The sequence below is a fragment of the Anatilimnocola floriformis genome, assembly GCF_024256385.1.
In the GTDB taxonomy this organism is placed as follows: Bacteria; Planctomycetota; Planctomycetia; order Pirellulales; family Pirellulaceae; genus Anatilimnocola; species Anatilimnocola floriformis.
Window position 1 is genome coordinate 6,061,384 of record NZ_JAMLFW010000001.1, and the last position, 12,358, is coordinate 6,073,741.

Genomic DNA, 12,358 nt, shown 5'->3' on the forward strand with positions numbered 1-12,358 from the left:
TCTCGGGCCCTGGGAACGTTGCGCACGGATGCGATCTCTGCACTCATTTGCCGGCATGTTGCCGCCACGAGGAATTTTCCTCTTGGCTGTGGTCATGCTTTGCGCGACGAGCAGTGGTTGCGTGCGACGCCGTATGACAATTCGCAGCCATCCACCCGGCGCGCAGGTCTTTGTCGACGATCGCGAAATCGGCACCACGCCTTGCTCGACCAGCTTTGTCTACTACGGCAAACGCAACGTGATGCTGGTAAAGGATGGCTACAAAACCGAGCGTATCGTTCATCAGTTCAACGTGCCGTGGTACGAATACGTGCCGCTCGATTTCGTCAACGAGAACCTGAACCCCTACGAAATTCGTGACGAACGGCTGATCAACGTCACGCTGTCGCCAGAAGAGAATGTGCCCACCGAACAACTGCTGGAACGAGCCAACGGCCTGCGCGGCGGTGCGCAAGCGGGGCTCATTACACCGCTGCCAACCGTGAAGCCCGACGCCGTCTTGCCCAAGACCGGCGTCCCCGGCCAAGGCCTGCCGGGAGGCGAACCCATTCCCTATCAATCGCAACTCAGCGGCAACGGCGCGAACGTTCCGTTTGTTCCCTCGCCTGGCGCGCTCGGACCGCCAGCTTCCGTCATTCCTGCCTTCCCTCCCGCTCCGCGCTCCAGCCTGCCGCGGTGAGTTTTCACTGCGTGCACACGAGTGCTGGCTGGCATGATGCTTGCACTCTTTTTCCGAACAGGTACGAAGCATGGCCGCGAGCCACGCAACCTCAACCTGCATTCGATGGATGATTGGCGACCAGCATGGCCGCCGATCGATCACCGCTGGTCTGCGCTAACATCCCATTTTGAGAAAATCGTCTCATTCTGAGTCGAAATGGCGACACTCCGCCGCTGGCAGGTGTCGATTTTTGACCACCGTCCAGGCGATCTGCGCAATAAGGGGTGTTTGGCGACACATGAGTTGCCATTTCTCTGATAATTCTCCGCGCGCAGCACAACTTTTATTCAAGTTTTGAAGTCAGGCGCGCTCTTTGCAACGTATTTCTCGCACTAAGTTACCCTGTCCAAGATTGTGACAGACAGCCGGGGGGCGGTAACGGGTTTCCAAGCAGAGGGAACGCTTCGCAATGAAGCGAAACCCACCACGGAGGAATTAGTCATGTTGGTTCTATCTCGCAAAGTTGGCGAACGTCTGGTCATTGGTGGCAACATCACGGTCGTCATCAGCCGCGTCTCTGGTAACCGCGTCACCATCGGTATCGAAGCTCCGGAAGATGTCCGCATCGTCCGTGGCGAACTGAAGCCAGAACGCGAAACCATGGCAGCCGCCGGTTCGGCCGTCGCCCGCTCGATTCCGCACGCCGAGCATCACAACGGTGAATTCGCCGTGCCGCGCATCGCCAAGTAACGCACTGCTGTCGAAAGACAGGCGCCAACCCACCTGTCACTGACATGTGGCGCCTGTTCATAGTTGCGATTGCTTGAATTGATCGTAGTCGACTGCGTACGCGCAGCGATCAACGCTGACCAGCAATCACTTTTCGCACGGCATCTGCCAACGTTTCGATCGCATCCGGCTGCAACAAAATTGGATGATGCAATAACAGCGTCGTCTCCGCAGCCGACTGAGCGTTTGTTAAATCGCTTGCTATTCGGCAACGGTTCGTGCTTCGCTTGTTGAAGCCGCGAAATCCAGCGCCGACATCTATTCCCTGCGCTTGCAACTGACAAATAAGTCCGTCGCGCGTGGGATGTCTGCAATCAAGCTGCGCATCTCCTCCTGCGGGAAGATAGCGCCAAGCGAACTTGTAATACGCCATAAGATCGCTGGTCTGCGCTACCGGAGATAGCTCCGCTAAGTCTCGCAGTGCATAGCGTAGTTGAATTGCTGACTCCGCGCGAATGCGCGTGTACTCTGCCAATTTTGCCATCTGCGGCAGCAACACCGCCGCTTGCAATTCGCTCAGCGGAAAAGCTTCGTTTCCTCGCGAGCTGAAAACGCGAATTCGCTGCGCGACATCGGCTTGCGAAGTGAGCACCGCGCCGCCACGACCTGCCGTGAGCAGCTTGCTGCCGCCGAAGCTGAGGACGCTAGCATCGCCGAAGCTGCCGATGGGCCTGCCCGATATCATCGCGCCGGGAACTTGGCAGGCGTCTTCGAGGACTTGGAGATTTCTTTCTTTCGCCAGCTGACAAATGGCCTCGATATCAGCGAGATCGCCGTGCAGGTGCGAGACAATGACGGCCTTCGTCGCAGGTGAAATCGCAGCCGCGAGTTGCTGCACATCAATGGTCCAGCGATCTTTCGCGATATCAACGAGAACGGGCCGAGCGCCGACAGCTTCGATCGCGCGGAAGTTTCCCGGAAAGTCGTAGGCCGCCAGAATCACTTCGTCCCCTGCGCCAACTCTCAAGCCGCGCAGGGCAAGTTCGACGGCGATCGTTCCAGAGGAGCAGAGCTGCACGTGTTCGCGCTGAAAGGTGTTTTGCAGCGACGCAGTCAGCGCGGTGGTATTCGCGCCGTCGTATCGGCCCCAATCACCGCTGGCATAACAGGCGAGAAGTGCAGCCCGCACGTCTTCATCGGGAAGCGGCCACCTGGTCGGGCCGCCGGGAAACGCGATCGTCATCGCTAGAACCCCAGCCCGTTGCCGCTAAGTTCGCTCGTCGCCACCGTGCCGTTCTTCAGCCGGAACATACCGGGAAAACGATCGCTCCAGCCGCGGTTGCCGACCGGGCAATACTGCCGGCTGTTCCCTTCGATGGCGACGATCGTAGGAATGCGGGCCGCGAGACTCGCCGAGTGCAGAAACGAATAACCCGGGCAACTCAGATCTTGCACACAGAGGAACAGGTTGTACTTCTGCGCGGCCGCTCCCATCAGCAACGCTTCGGTGTGTCCCTTGCACGCTTTCAGCGCCACGCCGCTGTAGCCCTGTTCGCGAGCGAGGTGCAAACTCTCGAGATCGACGAGCGATTCATCAATGACCACTGGCTTGATCGCCGCGGCCCGGTGCATTCGATTCTCAGGATGCAATTTCAAGTCGCGATGCGTCGGCTGTTCGATGTACTGCACGCGGCCGAGCGCGGCCGGTGATTGTGCTTCCACGAGCTTCAGGAAATCGAGCAGGTATTCGACGGTCGCACATTTCTCGTTGAAATCGAGCGAATAATTCCAAGCAGCACAGCCACGAGCCGATTGCGCCGGTACAGCGGCTTGCTCGACGGCAACGACGCGATCGACGTCCCACTGCAGATTGTCGCCGTTCAGTTTGATCTTGAGATGCGTGAGTTCATCGCGCGTGATCCACTCGCCCAGCGTTTCCGGCAAGCCGTCATTTAAGCGATTGGCGATGTCGCTTTCAAACAACGGATCGAGCGCGCCGACGAGGTGATACAGCGGCATCGTCGGTTTGGGTTCGCGCGACGTATAGCGATCGAGATATTCGCCGGCGAAATCCGGCGTCAGGTAATGGGCCAGATCGTGCGCGACCCATTCCTTGCCGAGCAAATTGTAGGAATTCTGCTGATGAACCTTGCCGAAAGCGTCGTGAATGGCCGCTTCGAATGGACTCGCGGCAACCAGAATCGCCAACGGCGGCATCGGCTCGGCGAGGCCGAGCTCGCTCTGCACTTTCGCCGCTGCCTGCTGACACAGCGGGTGCCAGCCATGGGTAATGTCGAGCGGGTGCGCCGTGATCGGCTCCTCGGCAATCGCGGCTGCGAGCAATTCGACAAAACGGAGCATCGCCTGCAGGCTTTGCTCCGCCGTCACCTTCGCGCTCGGCCAAGCCCAGACATTGCCCATCGGCATCGAGCCAAAACCGCTCGCTCGCTGGCCGCCAGCTGTTTCGACATCGAGCGTCACATTCACGAGCACCGCATCGGTGACCACACGACCGCCGAATTTGATCGGCGCGCGATACTTCAAAAGCTCTTGTTCGACGCGAACGTTTCGCAGCGTGATATCGGTGAGTTTAGGCATGAGGAACGCAATCGGAGGGGCGAGGTATGCGATTGCGTTATCGTAACTCTTGCAGACCTTAGCGCCGAGTAACGATCTCCTCGACTGGAACGTTCTCGCAACGAATCAACAATCGCTGCACATCGCGAGCGCACTCCACATTCATCCTGGCAGCTGCCGGGAGTTCCACTCGCGAATCTTCCAATCGGTAGTCTGCCTTGATTCGATTGTTATTGAGCATCGCCAGCAGCTTGCCCGCTTCAAAGGCATCCGGGTGCCGGCTGGCTAACAACCACACATGCGCGTCGTGCTTGCTGTGCTTCACCTTGGTAAGGCTTGCAACGAAACTCGCAGCCAAGTGAAATGCGCCGTAGTACGCGCGGCTAGTGATGGATCGGGCCTGCGGTGGAATTACCGTCGGTTGAACGGCAAGTAACTCCGCGTAATCAATGAACTCGTCCGGCTTCATACGGGTATCACCGACAGCGTGAAATCGGCAATTACTTCTCGATGCACCGCGTCAAACCGATCGTACCAACAGGACGAGCGAGCTATGCAATCGCGTGGCTCGCCCGGCCATTGAATATTCAGGCAATACCAAGACCGCTCTGGATCTTCCGGATCGTTGAGGACCTCTACGTCAACAGGCGTGTTGGGAAAAACTTCACCGCAGAGAGCGAGAGCGAATTTCATCGCCGGAGAGTCAAGGGCAACCAATGTGCGTGGCTTGGAAGCATCCGCTTGCTTCAACGCAGCCGCCAGCCCCGCCGTTGACGGTGTGGCTGGCAAATTTGAACTTCCGGAAGTTGTTGTGCTCATCAAGCAATGCCTTTTTGGAGGCCGAGGTTCACTTTAGTAATTCTAGTTCAACGCAAACCCCCAAGCGAACCTCGACTTGTTACCGCACCAGCTTCTTATACTTAAACCGATGCGGCTCATCCGCGGCGATGCCCAGGCGTTCCTTGCGCTGTTCTTCGTAGGTGGCGAAGTTGCCTTCGCACCAGTGCACATAGCCATCACCTTCGAAGGCGAGAATGTGCGTCGCGATGCGGTCGAGGAACCAGCGATCGTGGGTGATGACCACGACGCAGCCAACGTAGTTGAGGATCGCTTCTTCGAGAGCCCGGAGCGTATCGACGTCGAGATCGTTCGTTGGTTCGTCGAGCAGCAGCACGTTGCTGCCGCGGCGGAGGAGCTTGGCCAGATGCACGCGGTTGCGCTCACCGCCGGAGAGGATGCCGACCTTCTTCTCTTGATCCTGCCCTTTAAAGTTGAACTTCGTGACGTAGCTGCGGACATTCACTTTCCGGCTGCCCATTTCGAACGTATCGACGCCGCCGGAGATTTCTTGATAGACGGTCTTATTGTCGTCCAGTGAATCGCGGCTTTGATCGACGTATCCCATCTCCACGGTTGGGCCGATGCGCAGCTCGCCGCTGTCGGGCTTCTCGGTTCCCATGATCATCCGGAACAGCGTTGTCTTGCCGGCGCCGTTGGGGCCGATGATGCCGACGATGCCACCTGCAGGAAGGCGGAAATCGAGATTCTCAATCAGAGCATCATCGCCAAAGGCCTTCGACAGCTTCTTGGCTTCGACGACGAGATCACCCAGATGCTTGCCTGGCGGAATCTGGATTTCGTATTCCTCGATCTTGTCATCCAGCTTCTGCTGCGACATCTCCTCATAGGCCTTGATACGGGCCTTGCTCTTCGCCTGGCGGGCCTTGGGCGACATGCGGACCCATTCGAGTTCCTTGGCGAGCATCTTGTCGCGGTTCTGGCCTTGCTTCTCTTCGATTTGCAGCCGGGCCGCTTTGCCGATCAACCAGGCGGAATAGTTTCCTTCGAACGGATAGCCGTGGCCGCGGTCGAGTTCCAGAATCCACTGGGCAACGTTATCGAGAAAATACCGATCGTGCGTCACGGCGACGACGGTCCCCTTGTAGTCTTTCAAGTGTCGTTCGAGCCAGTTCACGCCTTCGGCGTCGAGATGGTTCGTCGGTTCGTCGAGCAACAGTAGGTCGGGCTGCTGCAGCATCAGTCGGCACATGGCCACGCGCCGGCGTTCACCGCCAGAGAGTTTCGACACGTCGGCGTCTCGTTCGGCGACGTTCATCGCGTCCATGGCGATTTCGATTTCGCGGTCGAGCTCCCACAGGCCGGTGGCTTCGATCTGGTCCTGCAGCCGGGCCATTTCATCGCACAGCTTCGTCATCTTATCGTCGTCCATCGGTTCGCCGAGCAGACCACTGATCTCGTTGTACCGATCGAGGATCTTCCGCCGCGGCTTGATGGCTTCCTGCAGATTTTCCCAAACCGTGGGCTGACTCAGCACCGGTTCTTGCGACAGGTAGCCGACGGTGAACCCGTTGGTCAGACGAGCCGCGCCCTCAAAGTCCTTATCCTGTCCCGCCATGATCCGCAGCAGTGTGCTTTTGCCCGAGCCATTGCGGCCGAGGACGCCGATCTTTGCGCCGGGATAAAACGACAGCCAGATATCCTTCAGCACCTCTTTGGGGCCGTGCTTCTTGGTGAGGCTTTCGATTTGGTAGATGTACTGCCTGCTCATGATCGATCAATTGCGTAAAAGGTGCTGCTGGCGATTGTGGGGAAACCTTCGATTATAAGGTTCAAGCCGCCGCCGGTGAGGGGTGTTGACGGGCCCCGCCGGAAACTCCGCCCAGGGGCGGCCTTAACGTCTGTAGCTTCTGTCAGGCCGCGTTCAGTCGCGTGACCGCGTGATCCCGCAATTCATCGTCGATTTTGCGACGGGATTTTCCTTTCGCGGTAATGTTTCCTGGCACTTTTGCGCCAGCACTCTGCGGGAATGTTTTGTACCTGGAGGGCTTGCGTCCACGCACGGAACTGTCATGTCCCGCGTTTTGTTAATCGAAGACAACGAAGTCAATCAGGAATTGATCGCTCGTTTTCTGCAGTTGTATGGCCATCAGGTAACGGTTGCCGGCGACGGCATGACCGGACTGCGGCACGCGCAAGAAACAGTGTCCCAGTTCGACGTCATCCTGCTCGATATGAACCTGCCCGATCTTGATGGCTGGGAAGTGGCTCAGCGAATGAAAGCCGACGCCCGCAGTGCGCCGCTGCCGATCATCGCTGTTACCGCGCATGCGATGGTGGGCGACCGCGAGAAGGTGCTGGCCGCCGGCTGCGATGATTACACCACGAAGCCGATCGACTTCAACGTGCTCCTCTCCAAGATCGATCAAATCACACAGGCGGTGTTAGCATGACCAATTCTCTCGAAAATGCCGCTCTCGAAGCTGCCTCGCTCGGCAAACTGCTCGTCGTCGACGACGAGGAAATGAATCGCGACATGCTCAGCCGGCGATTAGAAATCGAAGGCTACGAAGCCGTCTGCGCAGATAGCGGCCGCACTGCCTTGCAATTGCTCGCCACGACCGACTTCGATGCCGTGCTGCTCGACGCCATGATGCCAGGTATGAGCGGCTATGAAGTGCTCGCCGAAATTCGCAAGACGCAAACCGTGCTGGAACTGCCGGTGCTAATGGTGACGGCTAAGAGCCAAAGCGAAGACATGGTGCAAGCCTTCGAAAGCGGCGCCAGCGACTACATCACCAAGCCGATCAACTTTCCTGTGGCGCTCGCGCGCATCAATGCCCACGTCACCAGTCGCAAAATGGCGGTCCGTCTGCGCGAAAGCGAAATGCGTTACTCACTGTCGGCCCAAGGCGCGAACGATGGGCTGTGGGATTGGGATCTTCTCGGTCAACGCGTTCATTTTTCCGACCGCTGGAAATCGATGCTCGGCTATCAACCGGCCGAAATCAGCGAAGATTCGAGCGAATGGTTCAGCCGAATTCATTCCGACGATTTGCAGCACGTTCGCCAGGCCCTGGCCGATCACCAGGCCGGTTTGACGCCGCAGTTCGAGAGCGAACACCGCATGCTGCATCGCGATCAAACCTATCGCTGGATGCTCTCGCGCGGCATGGCCGTGCGCGATCACGCCGGCCGGCAAACGCGGATGGCTGGTTCACAAACCGACATCACTCGCGGCAAAGCAGCCGATCCGCTCACTGGTTTGCCGAACCGCGTGATGTTTATGGAACATCTCGCCGCCGCCGTGAAGGCCGCGAAAGCGCAGCGTGGCGCTCCTTACGCCGTGCTGTTTCTTGATCTCGATCGTTTCAAAGTCGTCAACGACAGCCTAGGCCATCTCGCCGGCGATGAACTGCTGGTGAACGTCGCCAAACGCCTGGAAGGTTGTTTGCGCCGCAGCGACGTCCTCTCGCGCGTCAGCGATCGCTGCACGATCTCCCGCTTCGGCGGCGATGAGTTCGTTGTGCTGCTGAAGGGTCTGCAGTCGCCCGAAAATGCATCCCTCGTTGCCGATCGAATTCTGGAAGTCCTCGGCGATCCGCTAATGCTTCGCGGCCAGGAAGTAAATCTCTCGGCCAGCATCGGCATCGCCGTCGCGACGACCGGCGATGATTCTGCCGATGATCTGCTGCGCGATGCCGACACGGCCATGTATCAAGCCAAGTCGCAAGGCAAATCGCGTTGGTGCTTGTTCGATCAATCGATGCGCAAGCAAGCGCTCGACCGCCTCGCCCTCGAAGCCGACCTGCTAAAAGCGATTGAGCGCGGCGAATTTCAGATTCATTATCAGCCGATCGTCGAAATGCCCTCCAAGGAAATCAAGGGTTTCGAAGCCCTCCTCCGCTGGAAGCATGCGACGCGCGGCAATGTCTCCCCAGTCGAGTTCATTCCGATCGCCGAAGAAATCGGTTTCATCGTCGACCTCGGCGCCTGGGTGCTGGAACACGCCTGCCGCCAGGTCCGCCAATGGCAACTGGAATATCCCGAGCACGGACAAATGTTCGTGAGCGTGAATGTATCGACGCTGCAGTTTGCCTCGCCGGGCCTGGTCGATCATGTGCGCGATTGCTTGCGGGCCACGGGCCTCGACGGCCGTTGCCTGAAGCTGGAGATCACCGAAAGCGCGCTGATGCTCGATACTGAGCTCGCCGCCGGCCGCCTCGAGCAACTGAAGTCGCTGGGCGTAACGATCAGCCTCGACGACTTCGGCACGGGCTATTCATCGCTGAGTTATTTGCAGAGCTTCAAGATCGACAACCTGAAAATCGATCGCTCGTTCATCGCGCAGTTGGGTGAATCGGAAGAGTCGAACGAGATTGTGCGGACGATCATCAACCTGGCGCACAACCTGGGAATGCAGGTGACGGCCGAGGGAATCGAGGGTCAAACCCAGCACACGCAGTTGCACCAAATGACCTGCGAATCCGGCCAAGGCTATCACTATTCTCGGCCGCTGCCGAATGCGGAAGTGGTGGCGCTGCTGCAACAAACTCGCGCCACGACGACAACGGTGGCCACTCGCGATCAGCGCGCTCAAACCGTGGAAGCCGGGGCGCTGTCGACATGAGCCCCCGTTCAAATCTCAGTCGTCAACTAATGCTCGGCGGCATCTTGCTCACCTGGTTGAGCGTGGTGATCGGCGGCTGGATTGGCTTGAGCGCGTATGCACAGCGAGCCGGCGCTTCCTCGGCTGCGCCATTGCGACTTGATGCTGCTGCGCCGAAGTCTGAGCAATATCGTTTGCTGATGTTCGTGCATCCGCGCTGCGGCTGTAGCGCGTCGAGTATGCGTGAGCTGGAACGAACACTGGCTCGTTGCGATGGCCACGTTGCTGCCGAAGTCTATTTCTATCGACCTTTGAATGAGAGCGATGACTGGGCACATACCTCGCTCTGGAACATCGCGACAGCCATTCCCGACGTGACCGTGCATATCGATCCGGACGGCGTCGAAGCTCGCAAGTTCGCCGTGAAAACGTCCGGCAGCGTGTTGCTCTACGATCCGCGCGGTCGGCTCTGCTTTCAAGGTGGTTTGACCACCGCCCGCGGCCATGAGGGAGACAGCGCTGGCAAAGTAGCGATTCTTTCCATCGCCCATGGCAAGGCAACTTCCGCTCCTGGCACGCGCGTCTTTGGTTGTTCGCTCGTCAGTGACCTTCCTTAATTCACCTGGTTGAAGACGATGAAACATCTCAACGTAACCTCGCCCGCCGAACTCTTCGCCGATTCGATGCGCGAGACGTATGTCGACACCGATCGCGTCTTCGGCTGGCTGATGATCGTGCAATGGGTCGTCGGCGTGTTGTTGGCGATGTTTGTTTCGCCGCAAACCTGGATCGGCGATCAATCTGCCGTACACGTGCACGTGTGGGCAGCGATCCTCTGGGGCGGCGCTATCAGCATCGTCCCGGTTTATCTGGCCTGGTACCACGCCGGCGAAGTCTACACGCGACACGCGATGGCTGTCGCGCAGATGATGTGGTCGGCGCTGCTGATTCACCTCACCGGCGGACGAATTGAAACGCACTTCCACGTTTTTGGTTCGCTGGCTTTTCTCGCCTTCTATCGCGATTGGCATGTCGTCGTCACCGCAACCGTCGTCGTTGCCGCCGATCACTTTTTCCGCGGCGTGTGGTGGCCACAGTCGGTCTTCGGTGTGCTGGTGGAGAGTCCTTACCGCTGGATCGAGCACGCGGTGTGGGTCGTCTTTGAAGACATCATTCTCATCCGCTCCTGCATTCGCGGTCGGCGCGAAGCCCACACGATTGCCGAGCGCGAAGCGGGTCTCGCCATTGCCAATGAAGTGCTCGAAGAGCAAAACCGAGTTCGCCAGCAAGCCGAAGATGAAGTTCGCCAGCTGTACGAAAATCTGGCCCTCGCGCACGAAGAAGCGATCGCGGCTAGTCAGATCAAGAGTCAGTTTCTCGCCAACATGAGCCACGAGCTGCGCACGCCGCTCAACGCGATCATTGGCTATAGCGAGCTGATGCAGTTGCTCGCCGCGAAGAAAAAAGACACGACCTTCAACGCCGATCTGGAAAAGATCAATAAGGCCGGCAAGCACCTGCTGACGCTGATCAACGACATTCTCGACATCTCGAAGATCGAAGCGGGCCGCCTGAGCTTGGAGCCGCAACTGTTCAGCGTGAACCAGATTCTCGACGAGATGCGGGAAACGATCGAACCGCTGGCTGCACAGAACCAGAACTCGCTGGTCTTCGATTGCCAAGCCAATGGAGCCCTGGTGAACGCCGATCCGATCCGACTCAAGCAGTGCTTGCTGAATCTGCTCAGCAATGCCTGCAAGTTCACCCGCACCGGACGAGTTTCGCTATCGGTAACCCAACAGCGCGAGCACGTCGTGCTGGAAGTCGCCGATACAGGCATCGGTTTGACGCCGGAGCAAATCGGCCGGCTGTTTCAGCCCTTCACACAAGCCGATGCTTCGACCACACGAAAGTTCGGCGGCACGGGCTTGGGCTTGGCGATTACCAAGAAGCTATGCGAAGCAATGGGAGGTAACGTCGCGGTCGAAAGCACGCTGGGCGTGGGTTCAAAATTCCGCATCGAGTTGCCGGCCTGCAAGAGCGAAAGCCACACACCGCTGAGTGCGTAGCTGGCTTAGCGCCGAATGTTGCCCGCAAGCCGTTCGGCAACGCGGCGACTGACGCTCGTCGAAACCGCTGTGAACTCACGCTTCACGTTGTCGTCGCAGCGATTGAGTTTCGCGGCCAGTCGCGGCATTCCATCAGGATTTTTCTCGGCTGTTTGCGAGAGCTTGCTGATGAAGTTGGCCGCTTCGGTGAAGTTTGTATCAGCCGTGCTGCCGACCAGCGGCTGCAAGGTCTTGGCGATCAATTCGGCACCGACGTTGTCGATGGCGATGAACACGTCGAGCTTGTTGTTGACTTGAGCGCGATTATCCTGCCCCAAGCCGTAGCCCGAGCGGAGCAACACCACGCAACGGCCTGCAACCTTGCGTTTCAGCAGCGGCCCTTCGTAAAACCCTTCGCCATAAACCAGATGCAGTTCGTCAGTGCCGTAGACGAGTTCAATGTTGCTCTGAGTTCCCTGGCCGTCGTTTCCTTTCCAGGAAAATGGGCCAGTCCGTTCGGCGGTCATTTGCGAGATCTGCATGACCTCCCAGATGTTGACGACCACCTCGGGATTGCGAATGAGATGAACGAACAACTCGGGATCGCAGTCGATGGTTTTTGTCGGCAGCCGGCGATAAATGCTGGGTCGCTCGAGCACCGACATGACTTTGCGTTGTGCTTCTTCGTTGAGCTTGCTGACGGGGATGTTGCGCAGCGCGTCTTGCTGCGAAGCCTGCGATGAGTCGCCCGTAGCTTCCGCAGCGAGAACCTTGCCGCTCAACGTACTGCCAGCCAGACCCAGCGCACCGGCGGCGATCATTCCTGCTTGCAGAAACGTTCGGCGTGACACGTTGGCCGTGACATCAGAAGCAAAGGCTGGCGGCATCATGCTGGCTAAGAAATTCATCCTGCTCCCCCCGAAGCATCGCCCGCTT

Annotated in this window: 11 protein-coding genes; 6 read left to right on the forward strand and 5 right to left on the reverse strand. The window is 58.4% G+C overall.

Annotated features, from left to right (window positions below; translation table 11 throughout):
* The first annotated feature begins 133 nt into the window (after positions 1–133).
* Both M9Q49_RS24095 and M9Q49_RS24100 read left to right on the forward strand, forming a co-directional pair.
* Complete coding sequence (locus tag M9Q49_RS24095) at positions 134–679, forward strand: PEGA domain-containing protein (protein WP_254511577.1); 546 nt, start codon at positions 134–136, stop codon at positions 677–679.
* 483 nt (positions 680–1,162) lie between these two features.
* Positions 1,163–1,411: a carbon storage regulator gene (locus tag M9Q49_RS24100; protein ID WP_254511579.1), complete on the forward strand. Its 249-nt coding sequence runs from the start codon at positions 1,163–1,165 to the stop codon at positions 1,409–1,411.
* Positions 1,412–1,520: 109 nt separating this feature from the next.
* Here M9Q49_RS24100 and M9Q49_RS24105 read toward each other — a convergent pair whose 3' ends face one another.
* From M9Q49_RS24105 to ettA, 4 genes are all read right to left on the reverse strand, one after another.
* Entirely contained in the window at positions 1,521–2,633 is a 1,113-nt protein-coding gene (locus M9Q49_RS24105) for a DegT/DnrJ/EryC1/StrS family aminotransferase (protein ID WP_254511581.1), read from the reverse strand.
* Between the two features lie 2 nt (positions 2,634–2,635).
* A complete protein-coding gene (locus M9Q49_RS24110) occupies positions 2,636–3,988 on the reverse strand; it encodes an enolase C-terminal domain-like protein (RefSeq protein ID WP_254511583.1) in 1,353 nt (450 codons plus the stop codon).
* Between the two features lie 58 nt (positions 3,989–4,046).
* On the reverse strand, positions 4,047–4,436 hold the full coding sequence (locus tag M9Q49_RS24115) for a hypothetical protein (RefSeq protein ID WP_254511585.1): 390 nt from the start codon (positions 4,434–4,436) through the stop codon (positions 4,047–4,049).
* Between the two features lie 429 nt (positions 4,437–4,865).
* Positions 4,866–6,536, reverse strand: a complete 1,671-nt coding sequence (gene ettA / locus M9Q49_RS24120) for an energy-dependent translational throttle protein EttA (RefSeq protein WP_254511587.1) — start codon at positions 6,534–6,536, stop codon at positions 4,866–4,868.
* A 301-nt stretch (positions 6,537–6,837) separates the two neighbouring features.
* Between ettA and M9Q49_RS24125 the strand changes: the two genes are divergently transcribed.
* The 4 genes from M9Q49_RS24125 to M9Q49_RS24140 are packed head-to-tail and all read left to right on the forward strand — an operon-like array spanning position 6,838 to position 11,443.
* The gene (locus tag M9Q49_RS24125) at positions 6,838–7,218 is read left to right on the forward strand and encodes a response regulator (protein WP_254511589.1); all 381 of its coding nucleotides are present in this window, start codon (positions 6,838–6,840) and stop codon (positions 7,216–7,218) included.
* A complete protein-coding gene (locus M9Q49_RS24130; RefSeq protein ID WP_254511590.1) occupies positions 7,215–9,395 on the forward strand; it encodes a putative bifunctional diguanylate cyclase/phosphodiesterase in 2,181 nt (726 codons plus the stop codon). The genes M9Q49_RS24125 and M9Q49_RS24130 overlap by 4 nt, the downstream gene beginning before the upstream one ends.
* Complete coding sequence (locus tag M9Q49_RS24135; RefSeq protein ID WP_254511592.1) at positions 9,392–9,991, forward strand: hypothetical protein; 600 nt, start codon at positions 9,392–9,394, stop codon at positions 9,989–9,991. Before M9Q49_RS24130 ends, M9Q49_RS24135 begins: the two co-directional genes overlap by 4 nt.
* A gap of 18 nt (positions 9,992–10,009) precedes the next feature.
* On the forward strand, positions 10,010–11,443 hold the full coding sequence (locus tag M9Q49_RS24140) for a sensor histidine kinase (protein ID WP_254511594.1): 1,434 nt from the start codon (positions 10,010–10,012) through the stop codon (positions 11,441–11,443).
* A gap of 5 nt (positions 11,444–11,448) precedes the next feature.
* On the opposite strand, the gene M9Q49_RS24145 is transcribed toward M9Q49_RS24140, so the two are convergent.
* A complete protein-coding gene (locus tag M9Q49_RS24145; RefSeq protein WP_254511596.1) occupies positions 11,449–12,330 on the reverse strand; it encodes a hypothetical protein in 882 nt (293 codons plus the stop codon).
* Positions 12,331–12,358: the final 28 nt, after the last annotated feature.